This window comes from Leclercia pneumoniae, assembly GCF_017348915.1.
Lineage (GTDB): Bacteria > Pseudomonadota > Gammaproteobacteria > Enterobacterales > Enterobacteriaceae > Enterobacter > Enterobacter pneumoniae.
The window spans coordinates 1,000,304-1,018,436 of sequence record NZ_CP071383.1 but is presented as its reverse complement, the minus strand read 5'-3'; the positions used below and the strand labels follow the sequence as shown (position 1 = coordinate 1,018,436).

Annotated in this window: 19 protein-coding genes, 1 other RNA gene and 1 pseudogene; 8 read left to right on the top strand and 13 right to left on the bottom strand. The window is 54.6% G+C overall.

From position 1 onward, the window contains the following. Nucleotides 1-211: 211 nt before the first annotated feature. Nucleotides 212-909 (bottom strand): IS1-like element IS1A family transposase gene (locus tag JZ655_RS04745; protein WP_242637262.1). Its coding sequence is split into 2 segments (ribosomal slippage): nt 212-660 and nt 660-909, totalling 699 coding nucleotides; the frame shifts between segments, so codons are not numbered across the junction. A 144-nt stretch (nt 910-1,053) separates the two neighbouring features. On the opposite strand from JZ655_RS04745, the gene tomB reads away from it, so the two are divergent. From tomB to JZ655_RS04730, 3 genes are all read left to right on the top strand, one after another. Then, complete coding sequence (tomB, locus tag JZ655_RS04740) at nt 1,054-1,446, top strand: Hha toxicity modulator TomB (protein WP_046884434.1); 393 nt, start codon at nt 1,054-1,056, stop codon at nt 1,444-1,446. An 8-nt stretch (nt 1,447-1,454) separates the two neighbouring features. Next, the gene (locus tag JZ655_RS04735) at nt 1,455-1,673 is read left to right on the top strand and encodes an HHA domain-containing protein (protein ID WP_040076875.1); all 219 of its coding nucleotides are present in this window, start codon (nt 1,455-1,457) and stop codon (nt 1,671-1,673) included. A gap of 274 nt (nt 1,674-1,947) precedes the next feature. After that, nucleotides 1,948-2,412: a YlaC family protein gene (locus JZ655_RS04730; protein ID WP_040076876.1), complete on the top strand. Its 465-nt coding sequence runs from the start codon at nt 1,948-1,950 to the stop codon at nt 2,410-2,412. A gap of 71 nt (nt 2,413-2,483) precedes the next feature. Here the strand turns inward: JZ655_RS04730 and ykgO are convergent, their stop codons facing one another. After that, nucleotides 2,484-2,624, bottom strand: a complete 141-nt coding sequence (gene ykgO, locus JZ655_RS04725) for a type B 50S ribosomal protein L36 (RefSeq protein WP_003859006.1) — start codon at nt 2,622-2,624, stop codon at nt 2,484-2,486. 2 nt (nt 2,625-2,626) lie between these two features. Then, on the bottom strand, nt 2,627-2,887 hold the full coding sequence (locus JZ655_RS04720; protein ID WP_046884436.1) for a type B 50S ribosomal protein L31: 261 nt from the start codon (nt 2,885-2,887) through the stop codon (nt 2,627-2,629). A gap of 219 nt (nt 2,888-3,106) precedes the next feature. On the opposite strand from JZ655_RS04720, the gene JZ655_RS04715 reads away from it, so the two are divergent. After that, nucleotides 3,107-4,666, top strand: coding sequence for an EAL domain-containing protein (locus JZ655_RS04715; protein ID WP_207293121.1), 1,560 nt, complete (start codon nt 3,107-3,109; stop codon nt 4,664-4,666). A 42-nt stretch (nt 4,667-4,708) separates the two neighbouring features. Here JZ655_RS04715 and JZ655_RS04710 read toward each other — a convergent pair. The 4 genes and pseudogenes from JZ655_RS04710 to yczE form a co-directional block, all read right to left on the bottom strand. Then, a pseudogene (locus tag JZ655_RS04710) lies at nt 4,709-5,063 on the bottom strand (DUF1428 domain-containing protein). A gap of 60 nt (nt 5,064-5,123) precedes the next feature. After that, nucleotides 5,124-8,210 carry a beta-galactosidase gene (locus JZ655_RS04705; RefSeq protein WP_207293120.1) on the bottom strand — a complete coding sequence of 1,029 codons (3,087 nt, stop codon included), beginning with the start codon at nt 8,208-8,210 and terminating at the stop codon, nt 5,124-5,126. 103 nt (nt 8,211-8,313) lie between these two features. Then, nucleotides 8,314-9,384, bottom strand: a complete 1,071-nt coding sequence (locus JZ655_RS04700; protein ID WP_207293119.1) for a LacI family DNA-binding transcriptional regulator — start codon at nt 9,382-9,384, stop codon at nt 8,314-8,316. 76 nt (nt 9,385-9,460) lie between these two features. After that, a complete protein-coding gene (yczE, locus tag JZ655_RS04695) occupies nt 9,461-10,072 on the bottom strand; it encodes a membrane protein YczE (RefSeq protein WP_046884518.1) in 612 nt (203 codons plus the stop codon). A gap of 84 nt (nt 10,073-10,156) precedes the next feature. Between yczE and yczR the strand changes: the two genes are divergently transcribed. Next, on the top strand, nt 10,157-11,578 hold the full coding sequence (yczR, locus tag JZ655_RS04690) for a MocR-like transcription factor YczR (protein WP_207293118.1): 1,422 nt from the start codon (nt 10,157-10,159) through the stop codon (nt 11,576-11,578). A gap of 144 nt (nt 11,579-11,722) precedes the next feature. Here the strand turns inward: yczR and JZ655_RS04685 are convergent, their stop codons facing one another. Both JZ655_RS04685 and JZ655_RS04680 read right to left on the bottom strand, forming a co-directional pair. Then, the gene (locus JZ655_RS04685; RefSeq protein WP_040076883.1) at nt 11,723-11,941 is read right to left on the bottom strand and encodes a hypothetical protein; all 219 of its coding nucleotides are present in this window, start codon (nt 11,939-11,941) and stop codon (nt 11,723-11,725) included. Continuing rightward, complete coding sequence (locus tag JZ655_RS04680; protein ID WP_040076884.1) at nt 11,938-12,189, bottom strand: hypothetical protein; 252 nt, start codon at nt 12,187-12,189, stop codon at nt 11,938-11,940. Before JZ655_RS04680 ends, JZ655_RS04685 begins: the two co-directional genes overlap by 4 nt. A 317-nt stretch (nt 12,190-12,506) precedes the next feature. Between JZ655_RS04680 and JZ655_RS04675 the strand changes: the two genes are divergently transcribed. Then, the gene (locus JZ655_RS04675; RefSeq protein WP_207293117.1) at nt 12,507-13,529 is read left to right on the top strand and encodes a type II restriction endonuclease; all 1,023 of its coding nucleotides are present in this window, start codon (nt 12,507-12,509) and stop codon (nt 13,527-13,529) included. On the opposite strand, the gene yhdJ is transcribed toward JZ655_RS04675, so the two are convergent. Beyond that, the gene (yhdJ, locus tag JZ655_RS04670; protein WP_046884442.1) at nt 13,501-14,406 is read right to left on the bottom strand and encodes an adenine-specific DNA-methyltransferase; all 906 of its coding nucleotides are present in this window, start codon (nt 14,404-14,406) and stop codon (nt 13,501-13,503) included. The genes JZ655_RS04675 and yhdJ overlap by 29 nt on opposite strands. 131 nt (nt 14,407-14,537) lie before the next feature. Next, nucleotides 14,538-14,634, bottom strand: an RNA gene (gene ffs / locus JZ655_RS04665) — signal recognition particle sRNA small type. 161 nt (nt 14,635-14,795) lie between these two features. Between ffs and JZ655_RS04660 the strand changes: the two genes are divergently transcribed. Further along, a complete protein-coding gene (locus JZ655_RS04660; protein ID WP_207293116.1) occupies nt 14,796-15,107 on the top strand; it encodes an MGMT family protein in 312 nt (103 codons plus the stop codon). A gap of 30 nt (nt 15,108-15,137) precedes the next feature. Here the strand turns inward: JZ655_RS04660 and JZ655_RS04655 are convergent, their stop codons facing one another. After that, a complete protein-coding gene (locus JZ655_RS04655; RefSeq protein WP_207293115.1) occupies nt 15,138-15,707 on the bottom strand; it encodes a YbaY family lipoprotein in 570 nt (189 codons plus the stop codon). Nucleotides 15,708-15,914: 207 nt separating this feature from the next. On the opposite strand from JZ655_RS04655, the gene tesB reads away from it, so the two are divergent. Then, the gene (gene tesB, locus JZ655_RS04650; RefSeq protein WP_207293114.1) at nt 15,915-16,775 is read left to right on the top strand and encodes an acyl-CoA thioesterase II; all 861 of its coding nucleotides are present in this window, start codon (nt 15,915-15,917) and stop codon (nt 16,773-16,775) included. Between the two features lie 62 nt (nt 16,776-16,837). Here the strand turns inward: tesB and amtB are convergent, their stop codons facing one another. After that, a complete protein-coding gene (gene amtB, locus JZ655_RS04645; protein ID WP_207293113.1) occupies nt 16,838-18,124 on the bottom strand; it encodes an ammonium transporter AmtB in 1,287 nt (428 codons plus the stop codon). Between the last annotated feature and the right edge of the window lie 9 nt (nt 18,125-18,133).

Here is an 18,133-nt window from a genome sequence, read left to right as displayed (position 1 = left end):
TAAGTTATGTCTGTTTCCATACTGGGTTCGCCAGTAACATCATGATTGCTATAGATGTAAGATAATTTTTCCTTTAACTCATCGGATTAGATGGCAACATCCTGCGTTCGTGCTGCGTAATTGTAATTTTTCGTAATAGCGCGGTGAAATCCGAATCAGAGTGTCTTATAGTTAAAGAGAAGAGGAAAAAGCGCCGGGTAATGACTCCAACTTATTGATAGTGTTTTATGTTCAGATAATGCCCGATGACTTTGTCATGCAGCTCCACCGATTTTGAGAACGACAGCGACTTCCGTCCCAGCCGTGCCAGGTGCTGCCTCAGATTCAGGTTATGCCGCTCAATTCGCTGCGTATATCGCTTGCTGATTACGTGCAGCTTTCCCTTCAGGCGGGATTCATACAGCGGCCAGCCATCCGTCATCCATATCACCACGTCAAAGGGTGACAGCAGGCTCATAAGACGCCCCAGCGTCGCCATAGTGCGTTCACCGAATACGTGCGCAACAACCGTCTTCCGGAGCCTGTCATACGCGTAAAACAGCCAGCGCTGGAGCGATTTAGCCCCGACATAGCCCCACTGTTCGTCCATTTCCGCGCAGACGATGACGTCACTGCCCGGCTGTATGCGCGAGGTTACCGACTGCGGCCTGAGTTTTTTAAGTGACGTAAAATCGTGTTGAGGCCAACGCCCATAATGCGGGCGGTTGCCCGGCATCCAACGCCATTCATGGCCATATCAATGATTTTCTGGTGCGTACCGGGTTGAGAAGCGGTGTAAGTGAACTGCAGTTGCCATGTTTTACGGCAGTGAGAGCAGAGATAGCGCTGATGTCCGGCGGTGCTTTTGCCGTTACGCACCACCCCGTCAGTAGCTGAACAGGAGGGACAGCTGATAGAAACAGAAGCCACTGGAGCACCTCAAAAACACCATCATACACTAAATCAGTAAGTTGGCAGCATCACCAAAGCGCCGTTTGAAAGGTTTTTAGTAAGTTGTATCCATCCCGAAATCGATGTTCGGTGAGTAAAAAATCACTCAGAAGGGGATGCGCTATGGACGAATACTCTCCAAAAAGGCATGATATTGCGCAGTTGAAATTTCTCTGTGAATCCTTGTACCATGATTGCCTCGCCAACCTTGATGACAGCAACCATGGCTGGGTTAATGACCCAACCTCTGCCATCAATTTGCAGTTAAACGAGCTCATTGAACATATAGCGACCTTCGCTCTTAATTATAAAATTAAGTACAACGAAGATAATAAGTTGATCGAGCAAATTGACGAGTACCTGGACGATACATTTATGCTGTTCAGTAGCTATGGCATTAACTCACAAGATTTGCAGAAATGGCGTAAATCTGGCAATCGCCTCTTTCGCTGTTTTGTGAATGCAAGCAGAGCAAATCCTTTAGGCTCGTATGTTAAAACTATTACAAACAATTAGGTGGATTTATGTCTGAAAAACCATTAACTAAAACAGATTATTTGATGCGTCTGCGACGTTGTCAGTCAATTGATACGCTGGAGCGCGTTATTGAAAAAAATAAATATGAGCTTTCGGATAATGAGCTGGCGGTATTTTATTCAGCAGCCGATCATCGCCTTGCAGAACTGACGATGAATAAGCTGTACGATAAAATCCCTACATCTGTGTGGAAATTTGTACGTTAATCATTTGCCTGATTTAATGAGACAGCGAAACCCCGTTTGTCGTTAACTTCTCGATTTATGTCACTATGGCGGTTCGCCGCTTCCGGCACGTGCGGGCGAAACTCATCGCCCCGGGATACCCTGCTTCGCCTTAAGCCGCCCTTTAATGTTGACCACCGTCCACGCCACTGCAACTGTTATGTTTTTTCGCGGTGAAACTGTTACTTTTTTCGAACAATAGGGTCACTTAAAATGTACAGGTTCCCCTGTGTGTACCGACTTTTAAAGGCAGAAGATGACCGAAATACAGCGCCTGCTCACCGAAACCATCGACGATCTCAACGCGCGTGAAAAGCGCGACAACAAGCCGCGTTTTAGCATCAGCTTTATTCGTAAACACCCTGGGTTATTCGTTGCCATGTACGCCGCCTGGCTGGCGACATTGGTGGTGATGTTGCAGTCGGAGACCCTGGTGGGATCCGTGTGGTTGTTGGTGATTCTGTTTATTGTCTTTAACGCATTCTTTTTCTTCGATGTGAATCCCCGCTACCGCTATGAAGATATCGATGTGCTTGATTTCCGCGTGTGCTACAACGGGGAGTGGTACAACACCCGCTATGTGCCGGGCCAGCTGATCGACGATATCCTGCACTCACCGCAGGTCGAAGAAGAACAAAAAGCTAAGCTGCAAAAAATGATCGCCACCAAAGGCGAGCTCTCTTTCTACGACGTGTTTACCCTCTCCCGCACGCCTGCCTGATGTTGCGCCTGACTTGCCGCCGACATCCCGTCGGCAGCAAGCAGCCCTTCTCCGATAAACAGACGCTACGCTTAACGTCTCTTTTTACGCCCCTGCACCGCCTTAAAGCGCGGATTTGATTTGCAGATGACATAAAGTCGCCCTTTACGCTTTACGATCTGACAATCAGGGTGGCGCTGTTTTGCACTGCGTAATGAGTTCAGAACCTGCATGTTTAACCTCTTTTAACATCGATAAAACGGCCAAAGCGCTGACGGAAACGCGCCGTACTGCCCTCGCTGGAGAACGCTTTCTGTTTGCCGGTATAAAATGGATGTGATTGCGACGACACGTCGATGGTCACATAGGGCCATGTCTGCCCGTCGAGCTCGATTTCACGATCGGTTTTGATGGTTGAGCCGACTTTGAAGAACGCATTGGCGCTGGTGTCGTGAAACACGACAGTACGGTAGTGGGGGTGAATATTCTGTTTCATCTTCATCTCGTCATGTTTTGTTATAACATAACAATTAGCTTATCTGAGGCTGATGATAAAAACAACCGCCTTAAACCCTCGCGCTCTTTTCGCAGCGTGATTGTGTTGAATGAAATCAACGTCAGCCGCGTGCTATAACACTATTATTAAGCCACTCTCTCTATTCCGTCATTCGCTTGCGCGCCACAGGTACTGGCGTGGCAAAAAGGAAACTGGAGCATGACAACCCGACACCTGGTCAAGCTGGTGACCTGCGTACTGATTCTTGCCGTGCTTGCACCGCTGGGCCTGAGCGTATGGCTCGCTCACCGCCATGCCGAAGAGAAGTTTTATACAGACCTGGATAATTACTCGTCCCGCATACTGCTTCGTACGAATCGGGTACTGGCACAGGGAAAATCCGCTCTGATGCACATGCAGCAGTTTAAGGGACCGATCTGTGGCCCAGAGCATGCGCTGGAAATGCGTCGGGTCTCTTTCTCTCATCGCTATCTGCAGGAAGTGATTTACGTCGATAACCTGAAACCGCTCTGCTCATCGCTGGAACGTACCAGCCACGGGCAGCCTTTTCCCCGGGCAATGCGGATAACCCCGGACGGCTATCGCGCCTGGCTTACCGCACAAAACGATATCGGCGTTGACCGTTATATGGCGGCGCTTGGCACGCACAATTATATCGTGATGATGGATCCGGCATCGCTCATCGATGTTCTCCCCTTCGGCTCCTGGCCCATTGAGGTTGCGCTGGTTGGATTACGCCGCAATATCGTCTTCGCGAGCAGTAGCCATCTCGAGATATCTCTTCTGAATCGGCTTCAGCAAGCCGAAGATAATCATCTGCAGTACGACGGTACCCTCTATAACATTCACAACGTACCCGACCTCGGTATCGCAATCGTGACATGGTCCTCCCTGCGCCCGTTACAAGAAAACTGGCTCAATCAGCTCTATTTTTGGCTCCCTTTTGGTATCTTGCTTAGCGTGTTAACGACCGGGTTCGTGTTGAGAATTTTAAAACGTCTGCAATCTCCCCGGCATCGCCTGCTGGATGCCATTAACGCCCGCGAGATCGTTGTGCACTATCAGCCCATCGTTGAACTCAGTAGCGGTCGCATCATCGGTGCAGAAGCTCTTGCCCGCTGGCCGCAGCAAGATAAAAGCTATCTTTCGCCGGACATTTTTGTCCCGCTGGCGGAACAGACCGGTCTTATCACAAATCTGACGGCGTTGATCATTGAGCAGGTCTTTGAGGATCTGGGTGAGTGGCTACACCAGCATCCGCACCTGCATGTCTCTATCAATCTGGCTCCCGCCGATCTGCTTTGCCGCTCGCTGCCTGCACTATTAAGCCGCTTACTGAACCAGTGGCAGATCCCGCCTGCGCAAATAGCGCTGGAGCTCACCGAGCGGGGATTTGCCGACCCTGCCGTCAGCGCCCCCGCCATTGCGGGTTTTCGGCGTGCCGGCCACGCGATCTATATTGATGATTTCGGAACAGGTTACTCCAGCCTCAGCTATTTGCAGGATCTGGACGTAGACACGCTCAAGATCGATAAATCTTTCGTTGATGCGCTGGAGTATAAAAACGTGACGCCCCATATCATTGAAATGGCGAAGTCATTGAAACTGGCCATGGTGGCAGAAGGGGTAGAAACCGAAGGCCAGCTGGAGTGGTTGCGTCGCCACGGTGTGCAATATGGTCAGGGTTGGCTGTACAGCAAGGCACTACCGAAGGAGGCCTTTATCACCTGGGCCGAACACAACCTGGATCCCGAGTAATTCGAACCTGACAGAAAGCCCGGCGGGTGCCGGGCGACAGGATTACTCGTCAAGCAGCGGAGAAAAACCTCCGTAGATCATCCGTTTGCCGTCAAAAGGCATGGAATCTCCCATCTCTTTCATGCGGGGATCGTTCATCATCTTCTGGTTCGCCGCATCACGCACCTCCTTCGAGGGATATTCGATCCAGCTAAAGACAACTTCTTCCCCCCTCTTCCGCTTTCACCGCCATGCGAAAATCGGTCAGTTTGCCATCCGGCACGTCGTCAGCCCAACACTCGACAATGCGAAGCGCGCCAAATTCTTTAAAGAGTGGCGCAGCCTTCGCCGCCAGCTCGCGATACGCCTCTTTACTGCCTGCAGGAACGGCGAGGACAAAACCATCGACATACTTCATCAGTAAAACCTCCGAAGTGACTGTACGGCTACGTGGTGTAGCCGTATCTGCCGATCAAGTTTAGTTCTGCTGCCAGCTAAACGCGTAGCGCACCCGTTTCTGTTGCAGGATAAACTCCGGGGATACGCTCGGACTCCAGGAGTCATCGCCGCCGACGCCCATATGGAATCCATCAAGATGCAGCCAGCAGCCCGCCTCTTCCTTCAGGAGATGATGATGCGACGTTTCGCGCAGCTGCGCCTGGCTGTAGCGGCTCACGGCAAAATGGAAGGCCCCACGTAGGTGATGAGCGCCTAACAGGAGTTCGCGGGTATCACAGCGCAGGCCGTTATCCGTAGGGAAAATATAGGGCGTATGCATTTCTGCCAGCGGCAAGGTCCAGCGGCCCTGGCGCGCGGCCAGTTTGCGGTCCGGATAGTTTTCATATGGCCCAAGCCCACTCCAGCTCACGGTATGCGGTACAGAGGCCAGTTGGCAGCTCAGCCCGATACGTGCCGGCTCAGGAATATCATTCGCCACCTGCACCTCGACATCCCCCATCAGCACGCCCTGATCGGTGATACGCCAGTTCTTGCGGCTGATAAACAGCAGTTTGCTTTCACTCTCCCAGGCGTGCACCGTGGTGATCGTCACGTCACGGGTATGCTGTTCACCTTCGCACTCCAGCAGGCGCGGGGTCAGATTATACATACCTGCCGCTTTCCAGCGCTCAACCCAGGCGTTGGGATCGATGCGGGTCACTTCGCTGACGCCGATATCATTATCGAGCGGCGCACGGGTAAAGCTATCGCAAAGGGGAGCCAGCAGCGTGGCGTCACCCGCCTTCCACCACTGGGTCAGATCCCCACTCTGCCGACTGAATTGCCAGCGCTGCTCGCCGTGGGTGACCACCAGCGCATCATCTTCAACGATTAAGCAGGGTTTTTCCCCTGCCGCCACGGCCGGGGCAATAAACAGCGGAGCAGGAAGCTGCCACTGCTCCCATGCGCAAAGGTGATTTTCTGGCGACCAGGCGGTCGCCGCAGGCTGAATAACCTCCACGTTCAACCAGACCTCACCCGGTGCTGCCTTCAGCTCTGGCAGTTCCAGCGCGATGCGCTGCGTTCCTTGCGGAGCAATATTCAACGTCACCTCGCCAGAGGCCAGCACTTCACCGTCGCGCGCCACTGACCAGCGCAGCAGCTCGTTATCTGTCGTGCGGAACAGATAATCGCTCTGCACCTCAATCTCCAGCGGGGAGCAACTGATGCGGGTAAAGGTGAAGAACTGCTGCGCGCGCTGGGCTTCGTAAAGCGCGGGATGCGGCGTGCGGTCCGGGAATACCAGCCCATTCAGGCAGAACTGACGGTCGTTAGGCTTATCGCCAAAATCGCCGCCATACGCCCAGTAAGCCCTGCCCTCATCGTCATGTCGGGTTAGCGCCTGGTCAACCCAGTCCCAGACGAATCCCCCCTGCAGGCGTGGATAGCTGCGAAACGCCTCCCAGTATTTGGCGAACCCGCCGAAGCTGTTGCCCATCGCATGGGCATATTCACAGAGGATGAGCGGACGCGTTTCATCCGGCATCCCTATCCACTTTTTGATTGACCATTTTGGCACGGCCGGGAAAGGCTGGTCCTGATCGACACGGGCGTACATAGGGCAGACAATATCGGTTGCTGCCGTGTTTGCTCCACCGCCCTCATACTGTACCGGACGGGTGGGATCGGTGGTTTTTATCCAGCGGTAGAGGGCGTCGTGATTAGCGCCATGTCCGGACTCATTGCCCAGGGACCAGATAATAATCGACGGATGGTTACGATCGCGCTGCACCATCCGGGTGACACGTTCGCTCATCGCGGGCAGCCAGCGTGGATCGTCGGCCAGTCGGCTCATCGGTACCATGCCATGGGTTTCGATATTGGCCTCATCGACCACGTACAGCCCGTAGCGATCGCACAGACGGTACCAGAGAGGATGATTAGGGTAGTGTGAGCAGCGTACAGCGTTAAAGTTGTGCTGTTTCATCAGCTCAATGTCGCGACGCATGGTCGCTTCATCCATAACCTGGCCGCGCTCAGGGTGATGCTCATGACGGTTCACCCCGCGAATCAGCAGCGGTTTGCCGTTGACTTTCAACAATCCGTTGCTGATTTCCACGTGGCGGAAGCCAACGTCACAGGCTTCCGTCTCCAGAACCTTGCCTTGCGCATCGTGGAGCGCAATGGTCAGACGGTAAAGCTCGGGTGACTCCGCACTCCAGAGGGCCGGTTCCGCCACGGGCAGGGTCGCCACCACTCGCTCTTGCCAGTTACCGCGCTCATCTATGACCGCGGTACCCGCTCTGCCGCTGACATTGCCCACCCGCACATCATCACGCCAAAGCGTGAACCGCACTTCGCAATCCGCATAATCTGGCCCTTCCAGCTTCACCTCCAGCTGTAACGTTGCCCGGTCAAATTCCGCGTTCAGGGCGGTGACCACCTGGTAGTCAGCAATGCGTGTGTCTGGTTTATGCAGCAGCGTGACATCACGGAAGATGCCACTCATGCGCCACATGTCCTGATCTTCCAGATAACTCCCGTCACACCAGCGCAGCACCATCACCGCCAGGCGATTACTCCCCACGCGCAGTACATTCGTCAGATCAAACTCAGCGGGTAGACGGCTATCCTGGGAATACCCCACCCACTCGCCATTACACCAGAGGTAAAAGGCCGAGTTCACTCCATCAAAGACGATGCGCGTCTGACCGCTTTGCAGAGACGCGCTATCCATCTCAAATGTGAGCGAGTAACAGCCGGTAGGATTTTCCGCGGGTACGAAAGGGGGATTAACCGCAATGGGATAGGTAACGTTAGTATAGATGGGGGTATCGAAACCCTGCATTTGCCAGTTTGAAGGCACCGGCATACCGGCAGCATCCGGGCAATCACTGTGTATCCAGCTCTCCGGAACCTGTTCTGGTGCGCTGAAAAAGCTGAATTGCCACTCACCGTTCAAAGAGCGCAATGCCGACGAGGGCTGCTCGTCACGCGCGCTGTTCTCCTCTGGCCAGCCGCTGAGGGGAGCATGGGCAGGAAATCGATTCCATTGAGTGACGCCGGGATTTTCCCAGTCACGGCGGGCAAGGATAGCGCTGAGAGTCAGCGGAGCAGGACAGGACATAATTACCTCTTTGCGAAGCGCTCACAATTTTAGCTAACATGCCCTGGCGAAAGGATGGGGTAAAGCAGGATCGCCTCGTGAAGCGAGGCAGATCACAAAAGTCTTATCGACGTGCCAGTTGGCCAGCCAGGATCGCCAGCGATTTCAACTGTTGAGCAAGTTCCTCGTTACCTTGCTGTTGCGCGCCCTGCCGCGCCGTTGAATGGCGCTCGACCAGGCTTACGGGCAATTGCGTTTGCCCGGCCTCTTTTTCTGTTGGTGGCGACAGGAGCCACTCGACGCTACGCTGCCCGGCCTCGCGGAAGGCCTGACGTATCGTGGTCAACGGCGGGGTAAACCAGGCGCTGTCTGCAGTATCGTCAAAGCCCACCACCGAGATCTGTCCGGGCACCGCCACGCCTTTTTCAGCGCAGGCACGCAGCACCCCCAGCGCCATCTGATCGTTGGCGACCAGAATCGCCTGCGGCAGGGCGGGTCCAGCCAACAGTTGATGCGCCTTTTCATAGCCCGATGCGGCGCTCCAGTCTCCCCAGGCCACCGCACAGGGTTCGATTCCAGCCTGCGCCAGCGCCTCTCGCCAGCCGCTCAGCCTTGCGCGGGAGGAGACCGAACTATCCGGCCCGCTCAGCAGAGCGATCTGCCGGTGTCCCAGCGCGAGAAGATGTTCGACGCCCAGTCGTGCCCCTTGTTCCGCATCGAAGACCAGACTCTGCACTGGCGCATCGGGCGAAACATCCAGGAAAAGCACCGGGACCGGCGCGGCCTGGGCCTGCAACTGCTCCGCCTGCGCGTTTTCCAGCGGAACGTTAACCAGCAGCCCTTCAACCCGCTGGGCAAGAAGATCCTGAAGCGCGGCCAGACACTGCTGTGGTTGCTCCACCATCGAAATCAAGACACTGGCGCCTCGTTCCCCGGCGCGGGATTTCACCGCCGAGGCGATCTGGGAAGGGGCATGTAGCGCCAGATCGGTAGTAATCAGCCCGAGCGTATGGGTGCGTTTTCCCGCCAGCTGCTGTGCGCCACGGTTCGGGACATAGTGCAGCTCGGCCATCGCCTGCTGCACCTTTTCCCGCGTACGGGTGGAAACGTGTTCCGCGTCGTTAATGACGCGGGAGACGGTTTGATAAGAGACGCCCGCGAGGCGAGCGACGTCATATAACGTGATCGATTTCATGCGTATTGCGTGGTGAGGAGAGAGGCGTCCATTCTGTCACAATGTACCAGACAAAGCTTGTGAGCGCTTCGCAAAATTAGACAGAGCGCTCAGCCTGCCCGGTAACAATGCGCGCCGGCGTATGACGAAACCAGGGCAGACAGAGCTGAATCAGCGGGCCGATGCAGAGGGCGTAAAGTACGGTCCCCACGCCAAGGTTGCCCCCCAGCGCCCAGCCGATAAGCAGAACGGAAACTTCAATCGCCGTACGCACGCTGCGCACCGACCAGCCGGTGCGGGCATGGATGCCGGTCATCAGCCCATCGCGCGGTCCGGCGCCAAAGCCCGCGCCAATATACATACCCGTTGCCAGCGCATTAACGATTACCGCACTCGCCAGTAAGGCACTGCGGACTACCAGCGAGTCGATAGGGGGGATCAGCGCCAGAGACGCATCCGCTGCAAGGCCAATCACAATCACGTTACTGATAGTCCCTAATCCGGGGCGCTGGCGCAGCGGGATCCAGAACAGCAGTACGGCCGCACCGGTCAGGATCATTACGGTGCCAATGTCCATCGCCAGTAATTTTGTCACCCCCAGGTGAAAGACGTTCCAGGGATCTGCGCCGAGGCTGGCGCGCACAAACATAGCGGTAGAGAGTCCGTATAAACTCAATCCCACATACAGCTGAAGTAAACGACGTAACATGATTTCTCTCCGAATATCCCGGCTTTCATCATTACCTGAAATGGCATTATGATTAATATCCAGTTTTGAAAAAGTGGACTGCATATGTCATCTCGTCGCTTTGGAACTCAGTCATTAATGCGGCTGCTGGGGCACTGGCAGCAAGAGCACGCACGCACCCCGATCTGGCGCCAGCTTGCCGACGCGCTGCGTCTGCTGATCCTGGATGGACGGCTGGCGCTCGATACGCGCCTGCCGGGGGAGCGTGAACTGGCGACCTCGCTGGGGGTGAGTCGCACCACGATCAGCAGTGCCCTCGCCCATCTGCGCGACGCGGGTTATCTCGAAAGCCGGCTTGGTAGCGGTTCCCGCATAATCCTTCCCGATAGTCGCGCCATTCCCACCCGCGCAGTTGCCAGCGAAGCGCTGGATCTCTCCACCGCCGCCCTCGGCGCCGGGCCGGAGATCTTTCAGGCCTACACGCATGCGCTTACGGCGCTTAGCCAGCATCTGACCCATACCGGTTATGACCAGGCTGGCCTCCAGCCGCTGCGGGCAGCCATCGCCTCACGTTACACCGCCCAGGGGTTACCGACCCGGCCAGAAGAGATCATGGTGGTGAACGGTGCCGTCAGCGGCCTGGCCCTGGTATTGCGGATGCTAACTGGCCCGGGCGATCGGGTGGTGGTGGATCACCCTACCTACCCGTTAGCCATTGCGGCCATTCAGGGAGCGGCTTGTCGCCCGGTCGGGGTTTCGCTTCCCCAGACAGGCTGGGACATCGACGGTTTTGCCGCCACGCTGGCCCAGACCGCGCCGCGGCTTGCGTACCTGATGCCAGATTTTCATAACCCGACCGGACGCTGCATGGACAGCAATACGCGAGAAGCCATCGCCGCCATCGCCGCCCGCACCCGCACGACGCTGGTGGTGGATGAGACCATGGTTGACCTCTGGTACGACGCCCCGCCCCCGCCGCCCCTCGCCGCGTTTGATAAGCAGGCCAACGTCATTACGCTTGGGTCCGCAGGAAAAAGTTTCTGGGGCGGCCTGCGGCTGGGGTGGATCCGCGCCTCTTCCCGTACCATCGCCTCCCTGACTCAAACGCGAGATACGCTTGACCTGGGTTCGCCGCTGCTGGAGCAACTGGCGACGCTATGGCTGATTGAACGGAGCAACGAACTTCTGCCTGCCCGGCGAGAGATGCTTAACGCACGGCGGCGACGCTGTAGCGAGCTGATGCAGGCGCACTTCCCCGACTGGCGTTTCCAGCAGCCGCAGGGAGGCTTATCGTTCTGGGTGGAGCTGCCAGATCTGCTGGCAACGCAACTGGCCGCGCGCGCCGAAACGGTCGGTATTCATCTGGGCACCGGCACAAGGTTCGGCCTGTCGGGTGCCTTCGATCGCTATCTGCGTATGCCTTTTTCGCTGGAACCGGCCGAGCTGGAGAGCGCACTTTTACGAATAAAACCGCTGTGGCAGCCCCTTAATAATGGTGGGTCGGCAATAAAACGAAATATTGTGTAGCCTGAATATAAGAAAAAGCAAACGGCACGCGCTTGCTTTATTCGGCAGAAAAGTGATGCCGTGCACAATTATGATTTTTCAGGTCTAATGTAAAAAGCGTCTGACTGTAACTGATACAGTCAGACGCTTTCTGGCGACGCCTGTTCAGTGCTGCGGAGGAATGGGGAAACCTTTTAGCGAAATAACAAAATCATCGCCCTCTTTCTTTATTTTTGCGCCGGTATCGCACCAGTCTGACGCAATTCGAAAGAATTCATCACTACCTACATTCCAGCCCAGGCGGACATGTTTGACATAGCCAGATCGCAGGAGTGAACAGGCTTCCTGATAGTCACTGGCAGTAGATTGTTGTGAATGTTTCATTTTTTCTTCTTCAGAATTTTACGCAATGCCTTGATTTCTTTAGGAGTAAATGGCGTAACGTTCTCTTCTTCCGTATGCTGATTGTCGATATCCTCTTCCGTTACTCCCGCCTCTTCTACTGCTTCGAACGCCAGCAGCAGCAGTTTTTCTGTCGTAACACTGAGATTCTCGTTATTAGCTTCTGCATACTCACGGAGTCTCTCTTTTAAGGTTCCGTCAATTTTCACATTCAGTACAGCTGTTGTCATGGTGCGGCGTCCTTTGTCATAATTTCTTAATTTAATACACGAAGTTATCATTATTATCCAGATATATATTCATAGCTTATATACCTACTGATAAATCATAATTAACCTGCCTGTCCTTTATGACAAAATAATGACAATTACATTTCAGTTGAATGACAGCTTAAGTATAGTCAGGTGAAACTTTTATTACCCATAAATTAATTAAGCCTTCGCGCTATCGTAAAAAAATTTGCCTGACGGGGGTCACATCAGCTAAAAAATCATGTTCATCAATAAGATAATCAGTTTCCATCCGGGAAGGCCACAAGGAGTGGTGCATGAGCACCTTTAGCGACAAGATTGATCAGCTGGCAGACGAACTTAACATCCCCCGCCACACCATTGCGTATCAGTTCATCATCAATAATACCCTGGCGTCCGATCGCGGTAGTAAAGCCCGACGCTCACTCGGCACGCTTTATGCGCTTTACGTGCTCTGTAATGCCTGGAATAACAATCAGCGTGAAGGCACCACCTTCACCGCGCTAATGGAGGAGATGCGTCGCCTGCCGTTTGGCTCCAAATTACAAAACCATGCGCTGGACAACCGCCTGAACGATAAAATTCGCCGCGGTTTTGGCGCCAGTGATGCGTTACTTCCGGTTAGCGCCGTGCCAGAAAAGAAGCGCAAAATCTCCGCAGAATTTCTGACCCAGCATGGTATGAACGCCGACTCGGCGGCGCTGTTTATCACCCGTGCTATCGATCTCTATGTCGCCGAAATTACGGAAAATCAGAACGCCTTTCTCAAAGAGATCGAAGGCGCCACCAGCGCACAGGAGATACTGGGCTTTGTTGAAAAATCATGGCACCCGAAAGCCGATGCCCGACTGTTTGAAGTGGTTTCCTATTCAGTGCTTAAGCTGCACTACGCCAGGATGACGGTCAAAATTAATGACGTGGTTAAGCCCTACGAGCTTTTCAAGACCGGGCGCACCAACGCCAACGATGGCGGAATTGATTTCGTGTTACGTCCTGAAGGCCGCTTCTTCCAGGTCACTGAGGTGCTGGATTTTAAGAAGTACTTTCTCGACTTTGATAAGACCAACAAATTCCCGATCAGCTTTGTTATCAAAACGCTGAAGACGCCCGACGAGGCCTTTACCGCCATTCGCAACAAGGCGCTAAAATCGATGGAACAGGCGGTGGCAGACGGTTATATGTCGCTGTTTGAAGAGATTATCACCGTGCCGACGCTGCAAGCTATCCTTGGCACGGTGGCGAAGTCGGAGGCGCAGATCCAGCAGCTAAAAGCGGTGATCTGCGAAAACTTCAAACTGGAATATGGTCTTCTGGATTAGTCGGCCCGTCGTGAGGGGTACTGGTGCCCCTTACGTTTTTAGAGAGGTTTTTGGTTTTGCGCTTTTTCACCTTTTCGAGCTCTTGCTCTGTGAAGTGCGAGGCCACCGCCAGGCGACGGATGCCCATCTTCACATACTCTTCGTTGATCTCAATTCCCACAAACTGACGCCCACACTCAATGGCGACCGCACCAGTGGTAAAGCTGCCCGCAAAGGGATCGAGCACCACATCGCCCGGATTAGAGGACGCCAGAATAATTCTTTTCAGCAGCGCCGTCGGCTTTTGCGTCGGATGGTTTTCATATTCATCCATCAAAAAACGCACGCGCGGAAACTCCCAGACGTTACCCGGAACTTTCTGGGTGTTATAGGGCTGCGGCGGATTTTTTCGATAATCGATGAGGGCGCGTTTCGCACCGGTAGGCGCTTCGACCAGGATAGCATCGCTATTAAAGGTGTACTTCTTCGCGTTTTTAACCATCATCAGGATCGGTTCATACATTGAGCCGAAGAAACGCTTTGCCTGCACGCCAGAGCTGTCGTAAGCCCAGACGATGCGGCTTTTAATCTCAAACAGCTCGCGACATTTGATGTCGATATAGGGCATGTTCTCAGTGCTGTTCATGATGTACATGGTGCCCGTCTCTTTCAGGACGCGGTGGCACTCATCAATGCACTCAAACAGCCAGGCGTGAAATTCCTTTTCGTCCCACAGTTCACGCAGGCCATCGAAATCCTTGCCAATATTGTAGGGAGGATCGGCAAAAACCAGATCGACACTGGCATCTGGCAGCTTTTTAAGCTCTGTCAGCGCATCGCCATGGACGATTTTAGTGCTGTTATCTCCGTAATATTTTGCGTTGATGTCAATTTTCATGCGCCATCTCACCAGGAACGTTTATCGTCAATATTAACTGTATAAATAACCATACTCAAGCTATCTGCCAGAGGGTTATTGTAGCCTGAATGGGGAAAATAAGAATTTACAGCGGGGGAATTGGGTGGGGGCCCTGCCAGCTACATCCCGGCACACACGTCGTCTGCCCTGGCTGCTTCCTTCCGGACCTGACCTGGTGAACAGAGTAGCGTTGCGGGAGAACCAACAGAGCCCCCATTGAGAGCGTTGATAACCAACGCGCTGGCGCATTATCCCTGCACAGGATCGCAATTGCAAGTTAACCGCGACCGGATGATGGTTTATTGCGCAGCATGGCCCGTGATTGCGCTATTATTCTCCGTTATTTCGCTCAGTCAGCAGGAGTATTCATGGAACAGCACGACGGATTCCCGCAGCGGGTATGGCAAATTGTCGCCTCCATCCCCGAGGGAACGGTTACCACCTATGGCGATGTAGCACGTCTGGCGGGTTCGCCACGTGCCGCACGACAGGTCGGCGGCGTGCTTAAACGGCTACCGGAAGGGAGCACCCTGCCCTGGCATCGGGTGGTCAACCGCCACGGGCAAATTTCCCTCACAGGCCCGGATTTACAACGCCAGCGTCAGGCACTACTGGCTGAAGGGGTGCAGGTGTCTGGAAAGGGTGAAATTGATTTGCAGCACTATCGGTGGATTTACTAAACCCCCTCCCGGACGGGAGGGGATAGGGTCTTAGTACTGCGTTGGTGCAGGCACTGCAGAAGATGGCGTAACCTGCGTCGGTGAGGTTGATGGCACCGTCGTCGTCGCGCCACCGCTCTGCTGGAGCGGTACTGCCATTTGCTGTACAGGCACCAGCACCAGATCGGCTTTGGTACCGCCCTGGTTGATTACTGGTTTCACCGTATCGGTGACAAACACCAGCTTATCGTCGACCGTGATTGCTGCACTTAACAGAATCCGGGCGTTGGGCTGCACATCAGACGGATTGAAAGGCAGAACGAAGCTAAATGGCGCCTGTTTGCCCTCGGTACGCACTGCTTTCTGTGCCAAAACTTTTGACGGGGAGTCGGCCAGCGAGGCATCAGACAGGGTGACGGTCAATACCGCGTCAGGCGGTAACGCCACTTTCTGACGGATCCAGACTGAACCGGTTACTGATGGCTGCTGAATGGTTGGCTGTGTCGCTACGCCGGAGGTATTTGGATTAGGCGCTGGCGTCTGAATGTCTGCATTTTTGTCTGCACAGGCGGTCAGAGCAACCGCTACCGCTAAACCACTTAACGCGTGCACGAGTTTCATTGAGTTCTCCTTATCTTCAATGCACCAGCGGGATCGATACCGCCAGAAGAGTGGTTAAACAAAGTTAACGTGAGTAAGTGTGGCACACATCACTTATTTATGCCTGGATTCGCCTCGTTATTCAGACTATTGCACCCATCGGACCACTTGCATTTCTGCGTTATACTCTGGCTATCTTTCGCCACGGCGTATTTATTGAGGACGATTATGAGTCAGGCACTAAACAATCTGCTGACATTACTTAACCTGGAAAAAATAGAGGAAGGACTCTTTCGGGGGCAAAGCGAAGATCTGGGTTTACGCCAGGTCTTTGGCGGTCAGGTTGTGGGGCAGGCTCTCTATGCGGCTAAAGAGACCGTACCCGCAGAACGCCTGGTCCACTCCTTCCACAGCTACTTTTTACGCCCGGGCGACAGTCAAAAACCTATCGTTTATGACGTCGAGGTGCTGCGCGACGGCAACAGCTTTAGTGCCCGTCGCGTTGCCGCGGTGCAAAATGGTAAACCCATCTTCTATATGACCGCCTCTTTCCAGGCACCAGAGCCGGGCTACGAGCATCAGAAAACCATGCCCCCTGCCCCGGCACCGGATGGTCTCCGTTCTGAAACCGAAATCGCCCGCGACCTTTCACATCTGTTGCCACCACAGGTCAAAGAGAAGTTTCTTTGCGATAAACCGCTGGAGATCCGCCCGGTGGAATTTCATAACCCGATGAAAGGTCACACCGCAGAGCCTGCGCGCCAGGTGTGGATCCGTGCCAACGGTACGGTGCCGGAAGATTTTCGCGTGCATCAGTACCTGCTGGGCTACGCCTCTGATTTCAACTTCCTGCCTGTTGCGCTGCAACCGCACGGAGTAGGCTTCCTGGAAAAAGGGATGCAGGTAGCCACCATCGATCACTCTATGTGGTTCCACCGTCCGTTTAATATGAACGAGTGGCTGCTGTATAGCGTGGAGAGCACCTCGGCATCCAGCGCGCGTGGGTTTGTGCGGGGTGAGTTTTATACGCAGGATGGCGTGCTGGTGGCATCGACGGTACAGGAAGGGGTCATGCGCAACCGCGGCTAACCCAGACAGGGGGATGCTCATAAAAGCAAAACGGCAACCCAGGGTTGCCGTTTCGTTATTGACTATGCGTTGTAAGCATTCTCGCCGTGGCTGTTGACGTCCAGCCCTTCGCGCTCCTGCTCTTCCGGTACGCGTAGACCCACGGTCATGTCAGCCAGCTTGTAACCGATAAAGGCCACCACGCCAGACCACACTACCGTAATCGCGATGCTCTCGAGCTGCACCAGCACCTGATGAGTCATGGTTACACCTTCTGCGTAACCGACGCCGCCGAGCGAGGTGGCTGCGAAGATACCGGTCATGATGCAGCCGACGATACCGCAAACGCCGTGCACGCCGAACACATCGCAAGGATCATCCACACGCAGAATACGTTTCAGTGCCGTTACGCCCCACAGACCCGCCAGACCCGCGACGATACCGATGATCAGCGCGCCGCCGACGCCAACGAAACCACAGGCGGGGGTAATACCGACCAGGCCCGCAATGGCACCGGAACAAGCACCCAGCAGAGAGGGTTTGCCTCGTACGGCCCACTCACCAAATACCCAGGAGAGGATCGCACCCGCGGTCGCGACCACGGTGTTGACGAAAGCCAGCGCCGCGATTTCGTTTGCTGAGCTTGCTGAACCGGCGTTAAAGCCAAACCAGCCGAAATAGAGGATCGCGGTGCCGGTGAAGACCATCGGCAGGTTGTGCGGTTTAAAGGCTTCTTTGCCAAAACCAACGCGTTTGCCAATCAGGTACGCCCCAACCAGACCCGCAACGGCGGCGTTGATGTGCACCACCGTCCCGCCGGCAAAGTCCAGCGCGCCGTGAGAAGCCAGCAGACCACCACCCCAAACCATATGCGCCACGGGCACATAAGAGAGCGTCAGCCAGACCACGACAAAAATGAGCACCGCAGAGAAACGAATACGTTCCGCCAGCGCCCCCACAATCAACCCGACGGTGATGCAGGCGAAAGAGCCCTGGAATGCTACGTGGATATACTGATAGAAGCTGCCCATTACCGCGGTCAGTTCGATATTTTTCAGCATCGCCCAGTTGAAGCTGCCAAAGAAGGCGTTACCCTCGCCAAACGCCAGCGAGTAGCCGTATACCACCCATAACACGCAGACCAGCGCAAAAGTTACCGCAACCTGAGTGAGCATAGAGAGGACGTTTTTACCGCGAATCAGGCCGCCGTAGAACAGCGCAATCCCGGGAATAGTCATGAACAGCACCAGTGCGGTGCAAATCATCATAAAAGCGTTATCCGCTTTGTCGGCGACCGCCGGCGCAGCCATTGCCAGGCCCGGCAACAACGCCAACGATCCCAGAGCCGCGTTAAGAGTTGTTTTCTTCATTATCTTGAT

Coding starts and splice junctions, on each gene's coding strand:
- JZ655_RS04675 (WP_207293117.1), top strand. CDS start 12,507: ATGAGCACCTTTAGCGACAAGATTGATCAGCTGGCAGACGAACTTAAC.
- JZ655_RS04735 (WP_040076875.1), top strand. CDS start 1,455: ATGTCTGAAAAACCATTAACTAAAACAGATTATTTGATGCGTCTGCGA.
- ykgO (WP_003859006.1), bottom strand. CDS start 2,624: ATGCAGGTTCTGAACTCATTACGCAGTGCAAAACAGCGCCACCCTGAT.
- JZ655_RS04680 (WP_040076884.1), bottom strand. CDS start 12,189: ATGACAACAGCTGTACTGAATGTGAAAATTGACGGAACCTTAAAAGAG.
- JZ655_RS04705 (WP_207293120.1), bottom strand. CDS start 8,210: ATGTCCTGTCCTGCTCCGCTGACTCTCAGCGCTATCCTTGCCCGCCGT.
- JZ655_RS04655 (WP_207293115.1), bottom strand. CDS start 15,707: ATGAAACTCGTGCACGCGTTAAGTGGTTTAGCGGTAGCGGTTGCTCTG.
- JZ655_RS04660 (WP_207293116.1), top strand. CDS start 14,796: ATGGAACAGCACGACGGATTCCCGCAGCGGGTATGGCAAATTGTCGCC.
- amtB (WP_207293113.1), bottom strand. CDS start 18,124: ATGAAGAAAACAACTCTTAACGCGGCTCTGGGATCGTTGGCGTTGTTG.
- JZ655_RS04720 (WP_046884436.1), bottom strand. CDS start 2,887: ATGAAACAGAATATTCACCCCCACTACCGTACTGTCGTGTTTCACGAC.
- JZ655_RS04715 (WP_207293121.1), top strand. CDS start 3,107: ATGACAACCCGACACCTGGTCAAGCTGGTGACCTGCGTACTGATTCTT.
- tomB (WP_046884434.1), top strand. CDS start 1,054: ATGGACGAATACTCTCCAAAAAGGCATGATATTGCGCAGTTGAAATTT.
- JZ655_RS04685 (WP_040076883.1), bottom strand. CDS start 11,941: ATGAAACATTCACAACAATCTACTGCCAGTGACTATCAGGAAGCCTGT.
- JZ655_RS04730 (WP_040076876.1), top strand. CDS start 1,948: ATGACCGAAATACAGCGCCTGCTCACCGAAACCATCGACGATCTCAAC.
- JZ655_RS04700 (WP_207293119.1), bottom strand. CDS start 9,384: ATGAAATCGATCACGTTATATGACGTCGCTCGCCTCGCGGGCGTCTCT.
- yczR (WP_207293118.1), top strand. CDS start 10,157: ATGTCATCTCGTCGCTTTGGAACTCAGTCATTAATGCGGCTGCTGGGG.
- tesB (WP_207293114.1), top strand. CDS start 15,915: ATGAGTCAGGCACTAAACAATCTGCTGACATTACTTAACCTGGAAAAA.
- yhdJ (WP_046884442.1), bottom strand. CDS start 14,406: ATGAAAATTGACATCAACGCAAAATATTACGGAGATAACAGCACTAAA.
- yczE (WP_046884518.1), bottom strand. CDS start 10,072: ATGTTACGTCGTTTACTTCAGCTGTATGTGGGATTGAGTTTATACGGA.